Source organism: Bacillus swezeyi (genome assembly GCF_001969815.1).
Classification (GTDB): Bacteria; Bacillota; Bacilli; order Bacillales; family Bacillaceae; genus Bacillus; species Bacillus swezeyi.
Map to the genome: position 1 here is coordinate 125,620 of NZ_MRBK01000001.1, position 19,153 is coordinate 144,772.

The 19,153-nt window shown below is 45.0% G+C and carries 17 protein-coding genes and 1 pseudogene; 11 read left to right on the forward strand and 7 right to left on the reverse strand.

What is annotated here, in order from left to right:
* The first annotated feature begins 26 nt into the window (after window positions 1-26).
* From BTA30_RS00660 to BTA30_RS00680, 5 genes are read left to right on the forward strand one after another with little or no spacing between them, the layout of a single operon-like run.
* Complete coding sequence (locus BTA30_RS00660) at window positions 27-743, forward strand: lantibiotic protection ABC transporter ATP-binding protein (RefSeq protein WP_076758018.1); 717 nt, start codon at window positions 27-29, stop codon at window positions 741-743.
* Window positions 740-1,498, forward strand: a complete 759-nt coding sequence (locus BTA30_RS00665; RefSeq protein ID WP_076758021.1) for a lantibiotic immunity ABC transporter MutE/EpiE family permease subunit — start codon at window positions 740-742, stop codon at window positions 1,496-1,498. The genes BTA30_RS00660 and BTA30_RS00665 overlap by 4 nt, the downstream gene beginning before the upstream one ends.
* A gap of 1 nt (window position 1,499) precedes the next feature.
* On the forward strand, window positions 1,500-2,270 hold the full coding sequence (locus tag BTA30_RS00670; protein ID WP_076758024.1) for a lantibiotic immunity ABC transporter MutG family permease subunit: 771 nt from the start codon (window positions 1,500-1,502) through the stop codon (window positions 2,268-2,270).
* 21 nt (window positions 2,271-2,291) lie between these two features.
* The gene (locus BTA30_RS00675) at window positions 2,292-2,954 is read left to right on the forward strand and encodes a response regulator transcription factor (RefSeq protein WP_076758030.1); all 663 of its coding nucleotides are present in this window, start codon (window positions 2,292-2,294) and stop codon (window positions 2,952-2,954) included.
* On the forward strand, window positions 2,945-4,324 hold the full coding sequence (locus BTA30_RS00680) for a sensor histidine kinase (RefSeq protein WP_076758032.1): 1,380 nt from the start codon (window positions 2,945-2,947) through the stop codon (window positions 4,322-4,324). The genes BTA30_RS00675 and BTA30_RS00680 overlap by 10 nt, the downstream gene beginning before the upstream one ends.
* A 94-nt stretch (window positions 4,325-4,418) precedes the next feature.
* On the opposite strand, the gene BTA30_RS00685 is transcribed toward BTA30_RS00680, so the two are convergent.
* Window positions 4,419-5,303, reverse strand: coding sequence for a LysR family transcriptional regulator (locus BTA30_RS00685; RefSeq protein ID WP_076758034.1), 885 nt, complete (start codon window positions 5,301-5,303; stop codon window positions 4,419-4,421).
* A 115-nt stretch (window positions 5,304-5,418) separates the two neighbouring features.
* Between BTA30_RS00685 and BTA30_RS00690 the strand changes: the two genes are divergently transcribed.
* The 3 genes from BTA30_RS00690 (at window position 5,419) to BTA30_RS00700 (ending at window position 8,733) form a co-directional block, all read left to right on the forward strand.
* A complete protein-coding gene (locus BTA30_RS00690) occupies window positions 5,419-5,835 on the forward strand; it encodes a tautomerase family protein (protein WP_076758035.1) in 417 nt (138 codons plus the stop codon).
* Window positions 5,819-6,559, forward strand: coding sequence for an SDR family NAD(P)-dependent oxidoreductase (locus BTA30_RS00695; protein WP_076758036.1), 741 nt, complete (start codon window positions 5,819-5,821; stop codon window positions 6,557-6,559). Before BTA30_RS00690 ends, BTA30_RS00695 begins: the two co-directional genes overlap by 17 nt.
* Window positions 6,560-6,654: 95 nt before the next feature.
* The gene (locus tag BTA30_RS00700; protein WP_076758038.1) at window positions 6,655-8,733 is read left to right on the forward strand and encodes a class I SAM-dependent methyltransferase; all 2,079 of its coding nucleotides are present in this window, start codon (window positions 6,655-6,657) and stop codon (window positions 8,731-8,733) included.
* A gap of 32 nt (window positions 8,734-8,765) precedes the next feature.
* On the opposite strand, the gene BTA30_RS00705 is transcribed toward BTA30_RS00700, so the two are convergent.
* Together BTA30_RS00705 and BTA30_RS00710 are read right to left on the reverse strand one after the other, a co-directional pair.
* Window positions 8,766-9,833: a DUF5105 domain-containing protein gene (locus tag BTA30_RS00705; protein WP_076758040.1), complete on the reverse strand. Its 1,068-nt coding sequence runs from the start codon at window positions 9,831-9,833 to the stop codon at window positions 8,766-8,768.
* 700 nt (window positions 9,834-10,533) lie between these two features.
* Window positions 10,534-11,934: a YfcC family protein gene (locus tag BTA30_RS00710; RefSeq protein WP_076758042.1), complete on the reverse strand. Its 1,401-nt coding sequence runs from the start codon at window positions 11,932-11,934 to the stop codon at window positions 10,534-10,536.
* Window positions 11,935-12,059: 125 nt separating this feature from the next.
* Here BTA30_RS00710 and BTA30_RS00715 point away from each other — a divergent pair, with 125 nt between their 5' ends.
* Window positions 12,060-13,229 (forward strand): M20 family metallopeptidase, encoded by a 1,170-nt coding sequence (locus tag BTA30_RS00715; protein WP_076758043.1) that lies wholly within the window; start codon window positions 12,060-12,062, stop codon window positions 13,227-13,229.
* A gap of 417 nt (window positions 13,230-13,646) precedes the next feature.
* Here the strand turns inward: BTA30_RS00715 and BTA30_RS24280 are convergent, their stop codons facing one another.
* On the reverse strand, window positions 13,647-13,769 hold the full coding sequence (locus tag BTA30_RS24280) for a putative holin-like toxin (protein WP_350339421.1): 123 nt from the start codon (window positions 13,767-13,769) through the stop codon (window positions 13,647-13,649).
* Between the two features lie 233 nt (window positions 13,770-14,002).
* Here BTA30_RS24280 and BTA30_RS00720 point away from each other — a divergent pair.
* Window positions 14,003-14,590 (forward strand): annotated as a pseudogene (locus BTA30_RS00720) (asparaginase domain-containing protein); the annotation flags it as partial.
* Window positions 14,591-14,619: 29 nt separating this feature from the next.
* On the opposite strand, the gene BTA30_RS00725 reads toward BTA30_RS00720, so the two are convergent.
* Complete coding sequence (locus BTA30_RS00725) at window positions 14,620-15,072, reverse strand: GNAT family N-acetyltransferase (RefSeq protein ID WP_076758050.1); 453 nt, start codon at window positions 15,070-15,072, stop codon at window positions 14,620-14,622.
* Window positions 15,073-15,162: 90 nt separating this feature from the next.
* On the opposite strand from BTA30_RS00725, the gene BTA30_RS00730 reads away from it, so the two are divergent.
* Window positions 15,163-16,656 carry an amidase gene (locus BTA30_RS00730; protein WP_076758052.1) on the forward strand — a complete coding sequence of 498 codons (1,494 nt, stop codon included), beginning with the start codon at window positions 15,163-15,165 and terminating at the stop codon, window positions 16,654-16,656.
* 24 nt (window positions 16,657-16,680) lie between these two features.
* Here the strand turns inward: BTA30_RS00730 and pepF are convergent, their stop codons facing one another.
* Together pepF and BTA30_RS00740 are read right to left on the reverse strand one after the other, a co-directional pair.
* Window positions 16,681-18,516 carry an oligoendopeptidase F gene (gene pepF, locus BTA30_RS00735; protein WP_076758054.1) on the reverse strand — a complete coding sequence of 612 codons (1,836 nt, stop codon included), beginning with the start codon at window positions 18,514-18,516 and terminating at the stop codon, window positions 16,681-16,683.
* A 319-nt stretch (window positions 18,517-18,835) separates the two neighbouring features.
* Window positions 18,836-19,102, reverse strand: a complete 267-nt coding sequence (locus tag BTA30_RS00740) for a GlsB/YeaQ/YmgE family stress response membrane protein (protein ID WP_076758057.1) — start codon at window positions 19,100-19,102, stop codon at window positions 18,836-18,838.
* Between the last annotated feature and the right edge of the window lie 51 nt (window positions 19,103-19,153).

Here is a 19,153-nt window from a genome sequence, read left to right on the forward strand (position 1 = left end):
CAATAAAACAGGGAGAGGGTTATACGATGGATACGATTCTACTGGAAACAAATCATCTTCAGAAAAAGTTTGGAAGAGCTTCAGCTCTCTCAGATGTCTCACTGACAGTCTATAAAAACAGCATTTACGGGCTTTTGGGGCCTAATGGAGCCGGAAAGTCCACGACCTTAAAACTATTAACCGGAATTTTGAATCCGACTTCAGGGGATATTCTTTTTGCGGGGCGGAAATGGCAGAGGTCCGTTTTAAAAGACATCGGTTCATTAATAGAATCCCCGCCGCTTTACAACAATTTAACTGCTTTTGAAAATGTTAAGGTTCATGCGACATTATTGGGTCTTCCGGATGCGAGAATAAAGGAGGTGCTCAAAATCGTTGATCTGCAACACGCCGGGAAAAAAAGGGCAGGTCAGTTTTCGATGGGGATGAAGCAAAGGCTTGGGATCGCCATTGCTCTTTTGAATCACCCTAAATTATTAATACTTGATGAGCCCACAAACGGACTCGACCCGATCGGCATCCAAGAGTTGAGAGAGCTCATCAGATCATTTCCCGAGAAGGGGATTACTGTCATATTATCAAGCCACATGTTGTCAGAAGTAGAGCAGATCGCAGACCATATAGGAATTATCAGCAGCGGCTGCCTCGGATATCAAGGGAAAATAAATAAGGGGGACGACCTGGAGCGCCTTTTTATGGAGGTTGTCAAATCAACCCGCGGGATAGAAGGTGGAGAAAGATGATCGGACAATATGTAAAAGCGGAAAATCTGAAGTTTAAAAGAACCTTTTCGAGAAAAATGATTTTTCTTGTACCTTTTATCAATATTTGCTACGCCTTTTTCATGAACCCCGGATACTTTGTATCAGGTACATATAATTGGTGGTCTATCATTTTGATGCCGGTGCTGATCGCATTGCTGTGTGCGCTGTCTCATCAAAAGGAAAAGAAAGCGTCAAATTACAACGGGATTTTTTCGTCGCCGATTCAGTTGCATATGATGTGGTATGCAAAAATAGGAGTCATTGCTATCTATTCATTAGCGTCTCAAGTTGTTTTCTTAGGCTTTATGTTTGTCATGCAGCTGATCATTCCTCAATTTCCAGCTGTCAATTTAACTGTTGTTAGCGCGAATCTGCTGCTTTGGATCACTACTTTATGGGAGATACCGCTCTGTTTATTCATCGCGAGAAAGTGCGGGTTTACGGCTGCCGTCATGTTGAATCTGCTGGGCAGCGTCATTTTCGGCATTATGTCGGCAGCAAGCCCTTTTTGGTGGGTAAACCCGTGGAGCTGGCCGATCAGAGTCATGTGCCCCGCGATTGGCATTCATCCAAACGGTCTGCCGCTCGAAACCGGCGATCCTTTGAACAGCTGGTCGGTTGTTCCTTTAGCAGCGGTGCTTTCTGTTCTTTTTTGTACTGTTTTGTTGATGTTGACCAGGCGGTATTTTTCTCCTGCTGTCGACCGTGGAACAAAAAAACGGGGGGCGGTTTGATTTGTTGTTATTTTTCAGATGTTTGCTTGCTGACGTTAGAAAAACGAAACGCACCTCTTTTATATGGCTGCATGCAACGATTCCTTTCATATGCGCCGGTTTCTTTCTGCTTTATTTCTATCACAGGGAGCATCAGCCAGATCAATTGTATCGGGCATATATCGAAGCTATTGCAGTTGCTCTGCCGCTTCTCATTGGGATTGTGTGCGGAATGGCAGCGTCTTTGGAAGAGCAGGCAGGCAAATTTCAAGTCCTGTTGGGAGGTACATCTCCCAAACTGGCGGCTTATTTAAGTAAAATGACGCTGCTAATCGTTATGAACATCTGTGCAATTTACCTGGCTATCGGTCTGTATCTGTTGGGATTGAGATTTCTTTTTCATGTGCCGAATCTTCCATATTCTCTTTTTGTAGAGGGCGGGGCATGGCTTGCCGCCGGAAGCGTCGCACTCTATTTCATCTATTTTTTTATCAGTTGCGCCTTTGGAATGGGAGCATCAGTTTTAATAGGAGGAGCTGGTCTTTTGATGACCGCTTTAATGAATACGGGACTGGGGGATGCGGTCTGGAAATATAATCCTTGGGCATGGGGGATTAGATTGGCAGAATATAAAGGAGCCGAGCAATTCAGCCAATTCGATGCTTTCTTATTATCTCTCCTGCATCAAGAAATCAACAGAGGGGCATTGATCATGGTGTTTGCTATAATAACTTTATTCATTGTGAGCATGATTTGGTTTATCCGCTGGGAGGGAAAAAAGGCTTATGAGTAATGTGAAAAGGGTGGTCGCTGAGTGGCAAAGATTTTAGTAGTAGATGACGAGAAAGATATTCTGATACTCATACAAAATATTTTGCGCAGAGATGAGCACCAAGTGCATACACTGGATCAGGTTCCCATGGACACCCTCGACGTTTTTGAAGGCTATGATTTAATTTTGCTTGATGTCATGATGCCGGAAGTGGACGGATTTGAACTGTGCGGGAAAATCCGCCCGATTGTAGACTGTCCGATTCTGTTTCTCACAGCTAAGACAGAGGAAGAAGCTATTGTGAAAGGCCTCATGACAGGAGGAGACGACTATATTACCAAGCCATTCGGCGTTCTTGAACTCAGTGCCAGAGTCAACGCCCATTTAAGAAGAGAACAGAGGGAAAAATATCAGACAAAACGGCTGATTTCTGGTTTTTTATTTCACTTTGACAGCAAGGAAGTATTTATTCATGATCAAAAATTAAATTTGACAAAAAATGAATATAAAATATGTGAGCTATTGGCTGTACATAAAGGGCGTATTTTTACAAGAGAAGAAATTTATGATCAAGTATATGGTCTGGATGGAGATGCAATGCATTCCACGATAACCGAATTTATCAGAACGATTCGAAAAAAATGCAAAGAATATCATGCAGACCCCATTAAAACAGTATGGGGTGTTGGATACAAATGGGAGTAGGCAAAAGAAAAAAGACGCTGCGCAAAGAGCTGATCAAGTATATGGTGACTTTGTCCTTCAGCTTAATCGCAGTCACTGCGCTATATGTTGCCGTCAATACGCTGGGAATGAATGCAGGCTTGTTTTATCCGGCCAATTATTATGAACACAAAGCTGAAAAGCTGAAGCCCCTGATTCAATCAGCTGAACGAATAGAGGAAGGCATGATTCCGGATACGATGAGATATGCCGTTCTTGATAAGAAATCAAAACAAAAAACGGCAGGAAACATAAAGGAATCCGACCTTCCTCTAGTGAGGAAAAAAATAGGCAACAAGCCGTATGTCAATTATAAGCAAAAAGGTTACTTGATCATTGAACGCAAAGATGAATATTGCGTACTAGAGTATTCCATGCGGGCTGAATTCCGTTCTTCTTTTCTGAGAAAGTATTTTCCGAATTATGAGCTGACAAGTCTATGCATCATGGTGATCCTTCTAATGACAGTTATTTTTATTGTGACGACTCTCTTTGCCAATCGATTAAAAAAACATTTTGAAACATTGAACACAATGGCCAAACATATCAAGAAGCAGAACCTTCATTTCACACCGGAATTTTCAAATATTAAAGAGTTTGATCATGTGATTGACTCGCTAATTGATATGAGGGATGCCCTGAAAGCCTCTCTTCAGGCGCAATGGCATTTAGAGAAAACGAAGAAGGAACAGATCGGCGCATTGGCCCACGATATTAAAATTCCAATGACGATTATTAAAGGAAATGCCGAATTGCTGAGTCTATCACCGCACAATCAAGAGCAGTCCGATTATATTAAGTATATTCTTGATGCCGGAGATAAAATCGACCAATACATTGACCAATTAATTCATCTGTCGAAAACAGAGGAGACATTGCATATCGAGCTGAAAAGAACCAAGGTGAAAGACCTGGTCGAAAGCGTGCTGAATGATACGGCAGCTTACTTAGGAAGCAAAGATATTGAAATTGTAGTAAAAGAACAGAACTTGGAAGGGCAAAAAACGGCAATCGACATCGGCCTTCTTCACCGGGCGCTGATGAATATTCTGTCGAACGCCGCAGATTATACGCCTCAAGGGGGGAAGATTGTTTTGGAAGCCGCCTGTACAAACGATACTCTCATTTTTACTATTACAGACAGCGGAAAAGGCTTTTCTCCGGAAGGGCTAAAAAAAGCAGCCCAGCTTTTCTACATGGAGGATAAAAGCCGGACATCCAATGGACATTACGGCATGGGACTTACCTTTGCGCTCAGCGTTGTCAAGCTTCATCAAGGCGATTTGGCGATAAAAAATGCAGAGACGGGGGGCGGCCAAGTCAGCATAACCATTCCATTGTTTACAGAATAAGGGCTTTTTCCGTTTCGGGTAGATGACGCTCCGAAACGATTGACGGTGATAACTGATAAACCTCAAAACCTTCCGAAGCCGTTCGGAAGGTTTTTTACGGTTCCTGAAGCTCCTTTTTTAGACATTGATAAAGCCGCGCACCCGCCTGTTTAAGCGGATAGGCTGACGTTTTGCAAAGGATGCCGAACGTCACGCTGATCGGGTTGTCCTTGATGAGGCGGACCGCTGTTCCAGTGGGAGGGGGAGAAATGATGCTTTTGGGAATAAGGGCGATGCCGAGCCCTGCGGCCACATAGTTTTTCAAAGCGGTCATGCTGCCGACCTCCATTGTATTCATTTGACTTCCCGGCATCTCCTGAAAAGCGATTTCGACTTTTTTTCGGTATGTGCAGTTGCTGGCCGTGATCAACAGACGGTGATCCCTGATATCTTTAAGAATGATGCTCTCATTTTTGCCGGCGGGGTGTCCTTCAGGCATTAACACCGCCAGTTCCTCAGCATAAAGCGGTTCAAAATAGAGGTCTGTTCCCATTGCCGGAGTTGAACAGACGGCAAGGTCGAGATCTCCCTGAATGAGCCGTTCTCCCAATGTCGTCGAGTTCGCAATATCGACGGATACTCGAATCTTCGGATAATCCGCTAAAAATTTCTCCAAAATCCGGGGCAATTGGGAGCTTGCGATCGGTTCGACTGCCCCTAAACGAATATGTCCCGCCTCTCCAAGCAATAAATCTGCCATGTTGTTTTGAAGGTGGTCCATATCCTTGACAATATGTCTGCTCTGTTCAAAAAAAAGCCTGCCCGCTTCAGTCAGCCTGAAGGTTTTCCCTCGTTCAAGCAAACGAATTCCGACGTCTTCTTCGAGTTTTTTGATTTGCATCGTAACCGTGGACTGGGCATAATTTAAATCCTCTGCCGCCCGGTTAAAACTCCCGCATGTCACGATTTTATGAAATGTCTTTAACGTTTTCAGATCCATCACCATCACCTCAATATCAATTCAATAAAATTGAACCAATCATTCAAATGATTCAATTATACAAAACTAAAAAACCATTATACACTATAAATCAAATCAGAGGAGGAGTGATAAAATGCCGTTTGTCCGAATTGATCTTGTAAAAGGCAGAACAAACGAAGAGATTCGCTGCATCAGCCGATCTGTTCACCAGGCGATGACGGAGTCAATCGATGTTCCGAAAGACGATTATTTTCAAGTCATCACACAGCATGATGAGGAAGAGTTTTTCTTTGATCCGAACTACATGAACATCCAGCGAACGAAGGGTCTGATCTATGTTCAAATCACAATGAAAGAGAGGCCGCTCGAAAAGAAGCGCTCTTTATATCAACATATTGCAGATCGATTGAAGAATGACGCGAACATTCGCAAGGAGGACGTCATGATCATTGTAACCGAAAATGTGAAAGAGAACTGGTCGTTTGGAAATGGTACGGCACAGCTTGCATCAACTGAAAAAGGAGTGCTGAAAAATGGACATGAAAAATAAAACGGCTCTTGTGACAGGAGGCGGCACGGGGATCGGAAGAGCAGTATCCATTGCCTTAGCAAACCGCGGCGTGTCGATTGTTGTAAACTATTCACGTTCAAAAGCCGAAGCTGAAGAAACGGTTGAGATGATTAAAAGTGAAGGCGGGCGCGCAATCGCGGTGAAAGCAGATGTTTCACAGGTAAGTGAAGTAGAAGACATGTTTGAAACAGCGGTACAGGAGTTCGGGACTGTTGATTTTCTCGTCAATAACGCAAGCATCACCAGACAAATTGAGCTTGGCGACTTGGATGCGGCTACTGAGGAAGTCTGGGATGAACTGTTTGCCGTTAATGTCAAAGGGATGTTTTACTGCGCCAGGGCGGCGGCTCCTTTCATGAAGAAAAATAAACAAGGTGCCATCGTAAATGTCGGCAGCATCGCCGGGCTGACAGGTTCTGGTTCATCTCTGCCATATGCCGTATCGAAAGCTGCGGTTCACGGGCTTACGAAATCATTGGCACATGCGCTTGCGCCGGAGATTAGAGTTTGCAGTGTGGCGCCCGGTGCGGTCTCTACGAGATGGTGGGAAGGGCATGAAGAAAAAATGAAGCGGCTCAGCCAAAAGCTCCCGCTCGGGCGGGTCGCGGAACCGGAAGACATCGCCATGCTGATCTGCGCGGTTTTGGAACAAGAAGCAATCACAGGCCAAATTATAACGGCAGACTGTGGTCAAACGTTGTAGCAATCCTCTTGTTCTGAGTATTTTTCCCTATTCCTATATGAAACTATTTACCTTATGATGAAACATATAGAAATAGAAAAAAGAGGGAAGTCTGTATGAGACGTTTACAATCTTTAGAAGCAATCGAAAAAGTAAAAAGTGGAGATCGGCATATTTTACGGGATGCGGAATGGTTAAAATATCTTTTTTTGACAGAGGAACAAAATATTAATTTGGAGCGGGTTTCTTCTCTGGAAAAGATGCCTTCTCACCCCGTTCTTCTTTATGTTGAAAAAACGCTGCACATTTTGGAGCAAACCGATATTCCGCAACATGAAAAAGACATCATCGAAGAGGTTCTCATTTGGAGTGAGGCAGCTAAATGCGGTCAGCCCCATAAAAGAAAGGAGTGGCGGGACAAAGGGTTCCAGCTCGCGATTCATAATATAGGATCGGCGCAGATTTATGCAAATCGGAACAAGACACTTATGCCTGAACGGCAAGACATTGAGGAACTGGTATATATTTTGATTTTGACGCACGGTCTTGTCGGACAGTATATCCGCGGGGAAACGAGGTACCGGCAATTCACGCCTCTGATTGATTGGATTGAAGCATCTAGATCGGCGGACATCGACATGAAACGGGTTCTGTATGGACTGAACAAATGTATTATTGCAGGGGTTTCGCCTGAGCTTTGGGAATCAATTGAGCAAGACGTGAACCAGGTCATTAAGCAGATTGCCAAAGGGAAAAGGAACATGGACTGGCCGTTTCCGGAAAGAATGAAAAAATTACGGAAACAAGCGCTCAGTTTGGGGGAAGACAGCAGCTTTTATGAGCGATTTCTGAAGGAGCATTCGGCTGAAGAGGTACTGCGGCGGTTGTTTGAGAAAGCAGACTTGTGGTATGTGGAATCTGCACTTTCTGCGTTCAGTTTCGAAGAGTTTGTCAAAATCTTTTTGCTCATCCTTCGTTCAGCCAATCCTTTATCAATCAGGCACATCAGCTTTGAACCGCTGATGAAGGATATGTACCGCGACTATCAAGGTGTACGGCATACAAATATTTATAAGAAGCGGATTATCGAAGCATGCCTGAAAGACATGTCCATCAGCGATTTGCTTTATGGCGAGGTGCCGGTGAATGAGCATGTATCGCTTTCTGTCCAGCCGTTTGATCAAGCTTCTGAAATTGTAGGTGTCACTTTTTCGTTTTCAAAGGCCGGACTGAAGCTGATCGAATTTTGCCAGGAAGCGGAGAAGTCGCCTTTATATGAACGGGCGATCGTACTGCTTTATGACTTTTTTGAGTTTCGCAAGGATTCATTTGACCGCCTGCAAAATGAGCAGGCTTATTTGTCTGATATGAATGGTGCGGAAGATTATAAAAAGAAGATTGCAGATTATGCCGTAGGAGAGAAGATGCTTGATATCGGAGCCGGCGGCGGAGTAATGCTTGATTTGCTGACAGAGCATCATCCGGAAGCCGAAATCATCGGAATCGATCTGTCGGTCAACGTCATTGAAGAGCTGCAAAAAAGAAAAGTGCGGGAGCATAAACCGTGGCAGGTCAAACAGGCTGATGCATTGGATTTGCCTGAGTACTTTGAACAAGAAAGTGTCGACACCATCGTTTTTTCATCCATTTTGCATGAACTGTTTTCATATATTCCGTATGAAGGTAGGAAATTTAATCACCGCGTCATCTCGAAAGCATTAAAAAGCTCCTTTGACGTACTGAAGGCAGGGGGCAGAATCATTATCAGGGACGGAATCATGACAGAAGACAAGGGTGAGCTGCGCTGTATCCGCTTTAAAGATCCGCGCGGAATGGATTTTCTGAAAAGGTATGTCCGCGATTTTAAAGGGCGCAGCGTACAGGTTCTCAAGATGGAGAAGGATGCGGCGATGCTGTATGTCAATGATGCGATGGAATTTCTCTATACATATACATGGGGGGAAGAAGCGTACCCTCATGAAGTGCAGGAGCAGTTTGGCTATTTTACGCCTTCGGAGTTTCAAGCCTGTATTGAGAAAGAGCTTGGGGAATGTGCGAATATTCTTGTGTTCGAGCATTATTTGCAGAAAGGGTATGAAGAGCATCTCTCTCCTAAAATTGAATTGACCGACCGGCATGGTGATCCCGTTTCTTTGCCTGACAGCACCTGTTTTATTGTCATTGAGAAAAGATAGCAAAAAAGCACCTTCTAAAGGTGCTTTTTGCGTTAGTTTTTAAAGAAGCTGCTGAAGTAATCCTCAGTCGTGTAATCATTAAGGTCAAGCTGCCATTTGCCGTCTTTTGTTTTGTTCATTTTGACTTCAACGGTTTTTTCGCTTGAAGCGGTCTCTACCTTTTTGAGTTCTTCCACCATGGCGTCGATTGTAGGGCTGATTAGTTCCTCGCGGGAAATGTAATCTTTTCCGCTGTTTTTGACGTATTCTTCCATTCTCTTTTGAACTCTTTTTTCGAGATCTGAGCTATCGATCGGTGTGACTGTTGTTTCAACTGTCGCTTCGTCGCTTGTAATCGTTTTTGTAACCGCTTTGACTTTTGCTTTGTCCTGATAGACGTTTTGAATAGTGCTGATCAGCTTGTTCAATTTCTTTTTATCGACTTGATCTTCATCATAGATGCCCATATTCTTGATAAGCGATTTTTGGCCGCCTTCAAGATAATCAGTAACGATTTCACGTTTGTTTTCGCCCGTCAATTTTTCAAAGTTGTCGTTATCCTTGCCGAAAAGCGTGATATCTGTATAAGCAAGCAAGGCTTTGGCCGGATCGTCAAGCTTTTTGGCAGTATCTAAAATGTCGCTGCTGCCGCCGTCGATTGTGAATTCAATCGGCTCGACTTTTTCGTCGCCATAAGTTTCAGGTGTATATTCAAGCTGAAACTTTTCGCCTTTATCAACCTGGTAGTAAATATATCCTTCGGTTGATTTATCAGGATTTAGCGAGGCGGACGAAAGCCCTTCATTATTAGAATACATTGACACATCCGAAACTTTAGAGTCGTCCTGGTAAAGACTGAACGATCTCTTGTTGATGGACAATGGTTTTTGGCCTGTATTCTTTATGGACACTTTTACTTTTAAGATAAGTTCGCCTTCACCTAGTTTTGTTGTTGAATCCTCAGGCAGTGTATATTCGGAGCTGACAACTTTAACCTCTGCATTGTCCGCTTTTTTTGTATCTTCTTTTTCACCGCTTGCGCTTTTATTGCCTCCGCAAGCTGCTGACACGACGGCTACGATCATCAAAAGCATCATCAGAAAAAACTTTTTGCTGCGCATGGTCTGTCTCCTTTTTTATTAATTTTTTCAATGTTATGTAAATGAAAAGAAAATGCCGGTTTAGGGCATAAAGCCCTCTCTTCGGGATGGATCTTACTCAAGTCCCGGTCATTTCATTTATCTAACAGTGAAAATTTGATTATAAATCTTCCTTTTTCCTCAGTTTCTATAAAAAAACAGAAACAACATCACTCATTTTAAGGTTTAAAGAATCATTAATAAATAGGTGATAAATACTAATTTTGGACAATGATTTGCAAGATTAGACATGATTTCAAAGTTTGGGTGGTACAAAGAGACTAAAACTTTAGGATGACACAAGTGTGTATTAAATTGAAGAAAATCCATTTTTTTCAGCGTTCAGCATAAATATTCACTAGAGAAACATAAGAAATCGTTTCGGAAAGTCAGTGAAGCAGAAACCGATGGACAAATCCCTGCGGATGAATAAATAGTCCTGGTTTCGGGTTTCCTTAACTTAAGCTTAAAATTTAGTAGATCAATCGATGCAGAATGCCTTGAGATTTTCTCTCTGGTTGATGGCGCAGAAATGATTAGAGGGGACTGGCAGTTCACAAGAGGAATGCTTTTGTTAAAACAGCCGGCGGTGATCGGCTCAAATGAAGAATCGGCGAACATCCGATGCTGGAGAGGGTAAAGGCACCCGGCTCAACATGAAGTGAAAAGCCGAAAAGGCTCTTCACTTGATGCCAATCATCATTGCGATGATGATTGCGGCAGCGCCGATGATGAACCAGCCGACGATCAGTTTCCAGACAAACTTGATCCAGCGTTCATAAGGAATGCCCGCAATCGCGAGCGAAGCCATCAGTACACCTGAAGTCGGAATAATGGAATTGGTAATACCGTCTCCATATTGATAAGCAAATACGGCAATCTGTCGTTCAAATCCCAATAAATCGGCCAGCGGCGCCATAAGGGGCATTGTGGTTGCAGCCTGCCCGCTCCCTGATGGAATAAACGTATTGATCACGACTTGGACGACGAACATGCCGATGGCGCTGATTTCATTTGGAAGCGTGCTGATCGCAGAAGCCAGACTGCTGATGATCGTATCAATGATCTGGCCGTCTTCCAGCACGACGACGATCGCCCGGGCGAAGCCGACAATCAGCGCTCCGTATACAACTTGCTTCATTCCGTCAACAAATGAACCGAACGTCTTGTTGATGCTGAGCACGCCGGCAAAGCCGGCTGCGAGTCCGATGATCAGAAAGCCGGCCGACAGTTCGGTTAAAAACCAGCCCCATTTAAACACACCGAAAATATTGATCCCAAAGCCCAAAGCAACGATCAGAAAAACGAGGCCGTGCCTTAGTGTGAAAGAAACAGCAGGCTGTCCTGCCGCGACCTCTTCGTTCATCTCGGCAGCTGTCCCATACATCAATCCGGTTTCCGGACTCACTTTTACTTTTTGTGCATATCTCATGACGTAAAATATGGAAAAGCCAAGCATCACAACATAAACAGCCAGCCTGTAACCGATGGCGCTGAAAATAGGAACTTCAGCAATCGTCTGCGCGATTCCGACGGTGAAAGGATTCAGCATGCCGCCGGTAAAGCCCGCTGCGGCGCCGAGAGAGATTATGGCCAGCCCGGTCAATGAATCATAGCCAAGCGCTCTTGCAACGGCGATACCGATCGGAACAAAAATGATCGTTTCTTCAGACAATCCGATGGTCGCGCCGCCGAGTGAAAAGGCGAACATGATGACCGGGATCAGCAGGACGCCCCGTTTTTTCAGCCGCCGCACCAATACATTGACACCGGCATTGATCATTCCTGTTTGATGGATGATGCCAAAAGCGCCTCCAATCAAAAAAATGTAAAAAATAATGTCTGCCGACTGCATCATACCTTCCGGGACGGCTTTGAATAAATCAAATAAACCAACAGGGCCGGCATCTGTTTGCTGGTAGCTTCCTTGAACGATTACCGTTTGTCCGTTTTTTTCAACCCGTTCAAATGTTCCGGAAGGGATGATATAAGACGCTATAGCGGCCAGAATCATAATGAAAAAAATCAGTGCATATGTGTGGGGAAATCGTAATCGTGTTTTCTTCGGGGCGTCATTGCTCATTCAGCAAATCTCCTTTATAATGTATTGTTATACAAATATTTTTATATTTAAACATTATTAATATATAAACATTAGTTTGTCAATCCCCTGGAATATAAGGTTCAAAAGCAGAAGGGAGAACAGTTATGAAAAAACAAATTGAGAAAGAAATCGAAAATATTCGTGAAGATTTGCTGCATATCAGCCAGTATATAGGCAACCATCCTGAACTTGGCCATGAGGAATTCAAAGCTTCAAGGATCCTCTCAGAAGAGCTGAAAAAACACGGCTTTAAAGTGGAATTAGGAACATCAGGACTTGCTACGGCATTTACAGCTGAATATGACAGCGGCCGGCCCGGCCCTTCCATCGGATTTATGGCGGAATATGATGCGCTTCCCGACCTGGGTCATGCCTGCGGCCATAATTTGATCGGGACAATGTCTGTCGGAGCTGTAATCGGCGTCAGCAAAGTCATTGAATCATGCGGAGGCAAAGTGTATGTATATGGAACACCTGCCGAGGAAACGAAAGGCGGCAAAGTAACCATGGCCGAACAAGGGGTTTTTGACCATCTTGATGCTGCCATGATGGTACATCCTTACTGTAGACATGAAAAAAGCGGAACATCGCTGGCGATGGACGCCATTCAATTTGAATTTTTCGGAAAGGCTTCACATGCCGCCGGAGCGCCGCATGAAGGAATCAATGCCCTTGACGCCGTAATTCAAACATTCAACGGCATAAATGCGCTCAGACAGCATATTCTGCCTGATGCACGGATTCACGGCATCATTCCTGAAGGAGGAAAAGCGGCGAATGTCGTGCCGGATTATGCAGTCGCACAATTTTACGTCAGGGGAGCTGAACGCTCCTATGTCAATGAACTGCTCGAAAAAGTGAAAAATTGTGCAAAAGCGGCTGCACTTGCGACGGGCGCCCGGCTTGAAAGCTCTTTTTACGAATTATCCTATGACGACTTGAAAACAAATGAAGCATTATCAGACGTATTTACAAAAAATATGATCGAACTAGGCGTCGATCCTGATGCGATTCATGAAAAAGCGGATGGAGGAGGTTCGGTTGATATGGGGAATGTCAGCCAGGTCGCACCATCCATTCATCCATATGTGCAAATTTGCGATGAACCGTACGCGTGTCATACGCCGGAGTTTCGCGAAGCAGCTATGAGCAGCAAAGGGTTTGAAGGATTGATGCTCGGTGCAAAGTCGATGGCGTTTACCGCCTATGACCTGTTGACGAATGCAGAGCTTGTGAAAAAAGTGAAAGAAGAATTCAGGCAGCTGAAACAATAGACAGAGCGGGGGTTATTTTACAAAAAAAATCCCCGGATGGTCTAATTCAGGGCAAGAAGGTTAAACGGATGCCTTATTACCTATAAGAAGCAAGCAGGCTCGATATTGCGCTTTCCTTCCAGTAAGCTTTTTTACCTCTTCAAGAAGATGCCGACAAAATTAAATCACAATTGAGGTTTAAAGCTAGCGGCTTGCCTCTGATCAGTAATCGAAGACAATGGCAGATCAAAGGCGCTAATGCGATTATTCCTTAATTTTTTGAACCCTTCAATGGTATAATAAGTGTATACTGAATAGATATTGAACTTTTGAGTACACTGTTATTAAGGTTTTAAAAAAAGATCGGCAGATGCGCCAACATCTAACCGATCGACAATAGAACAGCTCCTGTAAAGGAGTCAGCTTCAGCCTAATTTTTCAGGAGTAAGATCGTCTTAGTTTAGCGGCCAGGACGTTCTTACTTTTTTTGTCTGATGACATTATAGCCACAATCAAAATGCCAAATGTAAACATTAGTTGGATCGCGCTTTCAACTGCCATACCCTCACCCCCTTTCGTCAAGAAATGGAGGTGAGCTGATCACCCTTTTAGAAGTTGATTCTATTGTTAGTTTTACTTTATCTAAAGCGGTTGAAAAAACAAGGTGTCCTTTTTTGGGTTTCCTAGAAAGGAATAAGGCTCGATTAGTGGGTAGTATAGCTCTGTTAATCAAAAAAGAGCCGGCGGTGCGTCAGATCTTCGAGTGGAATCCATAAGGGCCTTTACCATCTCCAATCGGAGCCGATGGGCCTGCGAACTTATACAATGCCGTAAAAGTAGCGGCGAGCGAGGAGGCGAAAGGGAAAGGAACGCTTATCGTCATGAATGACCGCATCGGAGCCGCACGGTACGTGACAAAAACCAATACAACTGCTCCTGATACATTTCAGTCGGAAGAGATGGGCTTTCTCGGCAATATTGCCGACGACATTTATTTTCATAATGAAGTGACGAAAAAGCATACGATAGAAACGGATTTTGACATTTCAAAAATCGATAAGCTTCCTCAAGTCGATATTATTTATGGTTATCAAAGCGACGGGCGCTATTTATTCGATGCCGCTGTCAAAGCAGGGGCGAAAGGGATCATCTATGCGGGAAGCGGAAACGGCTCGATTTCCAATGAAGCAAAAAAAGGCGCGGCCGTCATTCGCTCCAGCCGCACCGGAAGCGGAATCGTAACACCGAATCCGGAGCTGGAAAAGAAACATCTGTCGGCCTCCAATTCGTTGAACCCGCCAAAATCCCGGATTTTGCTAATGCTGGAACTGACCAAAACAGATGACCCTGAAAAAATCCAGAAATATTTTAATGAGTATTGATCAGAAAGCTGCCGGCGATTCGGCAGCTTTTATAAATCCTGTGATAACCGGATCATATCGATGCATTGGATGCCATTTTCATAAATGGGTTCTGAATAATGCCTTATAAAAAAATCCCGGTCTACCCCTGTGATTCTGAATCCGCATTTTTGATAGAGAGCCAGCTGTCCGATGCTTGAATTTCCGGTGCCGATTTCAATCGTTTTGAACCCCTCTGATTTTGCCGTTTTTAGTGCATGCATGATCAGTTGTTTGCCGATTCCCTTTCCCTGCATCTCTTCTTTGACTGCAATGTTGACCAATTCGGCCGTTTCAGGCCTTGTTGCCAGCAGTATATAAACCCCGGCAATTTCCCGGTTGATTTCAGCAGTAAAACATTGTCCTCTTTTGGCATAGTCTTTAATTAGTTTTTCTGAAGGATCTGCCGACAGCAGCAAGTCCATCGGAAGTGCGTTTTCCGATGGAAGTTTTCGAATGATCATTTTATTTTCCTCCTATCCTAAACAATTGAAATCCTCGAGGGGCTCGTGCAAAATAGTAAACACAAGCGAACTCAAAAGAGAGGTACCGATATGAATATATCTGAATATATGGCGTATGACGCCGTTGGCTTATCTAAGCTTATCAAAAAAAAGGAAGTGGCAGTAGACGAATTAATCGATACCGCTTTCGGCCGCCTGGAGCAAGTCAATCCCGGGATTAATGCGGTCGTGCGGACGAGAAAAGACCGGGTCAAGAGTGAAAGCGGACAGCTTGATGTTTCACGGCAGCCGTTCGCCGGTGTGCCCATTTTGTTAAAAGATATTTCCCAAGCGATAAAAGGGGAGCCGCTGACAGCTGGTGCGAAGCTGCTCAAGTCATACACCGCAAAGCGCGATTCGAATTTTGTCGCCAGGCTGCGCGATGCAGGGTTTTTATTTCTCGGGCATACGAATACACCTGAATACGGATTGAAAAATATTTCTGAGCCTGAGCTGTACGGGCCCACGCGGAATCCGTGGAATCCCGCTTATTCGCCGGGAGGTTCGAGCGGCGGCTCGGCAGCGGCGGTGGCAGCGGGAGTTGTTCCCGTGGCGGGAGCGAGTGACGGGGGAGGCTCCATCCGGATTCCGGCTTCTTTTGCCGGCCTTTTCGGTCTGAAACCGACCCGCGGCAGAACGCCTGTAGGGCCTGGAGCCGGGCGGCAATGGCAGGGTGCGTCCATTGATTTTGTTCTTTCTCGAACTGTCAGGGACAGCGCGGCACTGCTGGACATTCTCCAAACGATCCAGCCTGAGGCCGCTTTTCATACACCTTTATTCCCCGGCCGTTATGTCGAGGATATGAAAAAAGGGGCAAGCCGCCCTATGAAAATCGCCTTTTCTGTACAATCTCCAGTCGGCACGCCTGTCAGTGATGAGGCAAAACGAGCCGTCTATCACACCGTTAAATGGCTTGAAGCAGAGGGGCATGATGTTGAGGAACAGACAAATGGAGTTGACGGACTCCGTTTAATGGAAAACTACTATTTGATGAACAGCGGTGAAATTTCCGCAATGGTTTTAGGTATGGAAAAAACGCTTGGAAGACCGATCACAGCGCAGGATGTTGAAATCGTCACATGGGCGCTGAATGAAGCCGGTAAAAAAGTGACGGCCGCTGAATTTACGGCAAGCCTGGCCTCGTGGGATAAAGCGGCCGCGCAAATGGCGGCATTTCATGAAACATATGATGTATATGTCACGCCTGCAACGGCATTCCCAGCTCCAAAGATCGGCGAGCTGACCCATACACAAAAAGAAACCGAAGAACTCATGAAGGTTAGCGGAATGGAAAAGAGCGAGCAGCAGGCGCTTGTGTATGAGATGTTTTTGAAGAGCTTGACGTATACCCCATTCACACAGCTTGCTAACTTAACCGGACAGCCGGCGATGAGCGTGCCGGTCCATATGACAAACGACGGGCTTCCGCTGGGGGTTCAGTTTACGGCGCCGAAAGGAAAAGAACATTGGCTGCTTCGAATCGCCTTCACATTAGAGCAGTCTGATTTATGGATTGGCATGAAAGGAAACCCGATGCTCGTATAAATAGCCAGTAAAAGAAGAACGGCATTAAACGGGCCGTTCTTCTTTTTTTTCATACAGCATTTCAAGCTCATCGACCAAGGATCCGACATATTCAACAGCCTGACGGATCGATTCATCAGTCGACATATCGACGCCGGCGTTCTTTAAGAGGTCGAGAGGTTTCATTGTTCCGCCTGCTTTCAAGACGTTCAGCCATCTGTCCACGGCCGGCTGGCCTTCACGCTTGATCATCTGTGAGACAATTGTTGAAGCCGTCAATCCTGCTGAATACGTGTAAGGATACAATCCCATGTAATAGTGAGGCTGGCGCATCCAAGTCAAGCTTGCACCTTCATCAAGCACCACTTCCCCGCCCCAGAATTCAGACAGCACTTCACTTGTTTGTTCGGACAGCACAGACGCGGTGAGGGCATGGCCCTGTTCAGCAAGCTGATAAACTTTGCGCTGATACTCCCCTTCAAGCAGGTGGGTGACGAAATTGTGATAATACGTACCCATCAGCTGATTGATGACCCAGCGCTTCATTTTCGGATCATTGGTTTTTGAGAACAGGTGCTGGGCGAGGAGCATTTCGTTCATCGTCGAAGGCGCCTCAATGAAATATAATGACGGCCGGACGTTCATGATCCGCTGATGGCGGTTTGCGAAATAAAAATGGCCGGCATGGCCGAGTTCATGGGCAAGTGTAAAGACATCCCTCATCGTATCTGTCCACGTCATCAGGATATATGGATGTACACCGTACGGGCTTGAACAAAACGCACCTGTTGACTTGCCGATATTGTCAGCCAAATCGACCCACCTTTCCGTTAAGGCGGTTTGCATCGCTTGCGCATATTCAGGGCCCATCACTTGTAAAGCCTCGACAATCATGTTTTTTGCATCTGCAAAAGTGGTTTTGGGGTTGAAGCCGTGGTCGAGCGGGGCCTGCAAATCGCAGAAACGCATCTCGTCCAGACCAAGCATGCGTTTTTTCAAGCCGGCATATCTGCGCATATGAGGAGCAAGCTCGCGTTTAATGACATCAAGCTGGTTATGATACATATCAAGCGTAACGCTCTGCGGCTGAAGGAGCATATGGGTGACCGATTCATATCCGCGCAGGCGGGACATGGCCACTTGTTTTTTGACTTCTGTTTCATAGGCGGCGGCTATTGTATTTTTATAATTTTGCAAAGTATTGACAAAGGAATCAAAAGCTTGTCTGCGGATGTCCGTATCAGGGGAAAACATGTAACGGCCTTCATATAGAGCGAACGAATTTGCAAGCTCTTTGCCTTCGCGGTTCTGAATCGGCTCAAACTGCATATCTGCGAGTTTCGCCATTCCGAAGATTTTGTAGGGCGCTCCGTATACTTCGCCCAAAACGGCCAACGCTTCTTCCGTTTCCGGTAAAAGTTTGTACTGCTTGCGCTCTAAAATCTCCGTCAGCATTTTTCGGAAAGGTTCCAGTTCTTTTCCATTTTTTATGTACGTTTCAATGAAAGCTTCAGGAAGGTCAAGAATCTCTGATTGAATAAATGAAAGGCCTGCATTGATTTTCGCCTGCAGCGCGGCCATTTTTGAAGCATTGGCTTGGTTGATGGGATTCGTCAAATCTTCTGATTTTTTGAGGTGAGTATAGGCGGCGGCCTGGTTCAAACGCTGCATGATCTTCTCTTGCATCGTTAAACACTCAAGCAGGACGTTCGCTCCTTCATGAAGTCTGCCTTTAAAGGCGGCGATTTCTGACAGCTCGCGCTCAATTTTAAGCAGCTCGTCTTTCCAAGCGTCATCTGAGGGAAACAAATCAGTCAGCTTCCAGGTCAGTTCTTCAGGCACTTCTGAACGGTTCAATCTCTTTTCAGCCATTTTTTCCAATGTATATCCTCCAATTCAAAATATTTCGTGTTTCTAATTAATTATATAGAAGTTCGAGGGGGAATGAAATAAATAAAAAACGACGATTTCTAACGAAACCGTCGTTTCAGCGTGTCGACAAACCCTCGCATTCGTTGTCAGGCCTGCGCGTCGGTGCTCACGAATTGCAACATTCGCTCCGCTCCGATGCTCGTCCTTCCTAGACTGCAAGGGTTTTCAATCACGCTGAAAGGATGACAAAATCCTAAAACTTTAAACCGTTTCAGGATTTTGTTAACAATCGGAAACGACGATTTCTAACGAAACCGTCGTTTATTTATTAGGTTCTGTTGTTCCGTCCGCCCATGCTTCTCATCACAAGGCTGACGATAAAGATGAGTATGATCGCGCCGATCAGGGCGGGAATGATGTTGAAGCCGCCAATCGTCGGCCCCCAGCGTCCTAATATCGTTGACCCCAGCCATGAACCGATAAACCCGGCAATAATGTTTCCGATAATCCCTCCTGGCACATCCCGTCTAATAATAAGGCCGGCAAGCCAGCCCAAAATACCTCCGATAATTAATGACCAAATAAATCCAAACACGGATTCATACCTCCTTGATTCTTTCCGTCTTAAGGTTAGTTTTTGAAATTG

Excerpts from the sequence above, each read along its gene's own strand:
- BTA30_RS00660 (WP_076758018.1), top strand. The coding sequence starts at position 27 with ATGGATACGATTCTACTGGAAACAAATCATCTTCAGAAAAAGTTTGGA.
- BTA30_RS00665 (WP_076758021.1), top strand. The coding sequence starts at position 740 with ATGATCGGACAATATGTAAAAGCGGAAAATCTGAAGTTTAAAAGAACC.
- BTA30_RS00680 (WP_076758032.1), top strand. The coding sequence starts at position 2,945 with ATGGGAGTAGGCAAAAGAAAAAAGACGCTGCGCAAAGAGCTGATCAAG.
- BTA30_RS00685 (WP_076758034.1), bottom strand. The coding sequence starts at position 5,303 with ATGGATCTGAAAACGTTAAAGACATTTCATAAAATCGTGACATGCGGG.
- BTA30_RS00690 (WP_076758035.1), top strand. The coding sequence starts at position 5,419 with ATGCCGTTTGTCCGAATTGATCTTGTAAAAGGCAGAACAAACGAAGAG.
- BTA30_RS00695 (WP_076758036.1), top strand. The coding sequence starts at position 5,819 with ATGGACATGAAAAATAAAACGGCTCTTGTGACAGGAGGCGGCACGGGG.
- BTA30_RS00700 (WP_076758038.1), top strand. The coding sequence starts at position 6,655 with ATGAGACGTTTACAATCTTTAGAAGCAATCGAAAAAGTAAAAAGTGGA.
- BTA30_RS00705 (WP_076758040.1), bottom strand. The coding sequence starts at position 9,833 with ATGCGCAGCAAAAAGTTTTTTCTGATGATGCTTTTGATGATCGTAGCC.
- BTA30_RS00710 (WP_076758042.1), bottom strand. The coding sequence starts at position 11,934 with ATGAGCAATGACGCCCCGAAGAAAACACGATTACGATTTCCCCACACA.
- BTA30_RS00715 (WP_076758043.1), top strand. The coding sequence starts at position 12,060 with ATGAAAAAACAAATTGAGAAAGAAATCGAAAATATTCGTGAAGATTTG.
- BTA30_RS24280 (WP_350339421.1), bottom strand. The coding sequence starts at position 13,769 with ATGGCAGTTGAAAGCGCGATCCAACTAATGTTTACATTTGGCATTTTG.
- BTA30_RS00725 (WP_076758050.1), bottom strand. The coding sequence starts at position 15,072 with ATGATCATTCGAAAACTTCCATCGGAAAACGCACTTCCGATGGACTTG.
- BTA30_RS00730 (WP_076758052.1), top strand. The coding sequence starts at position 15,163 with ATGAATATATCTGAATATATGGCGTATGACGCCGTTGGCTTATCTAAG.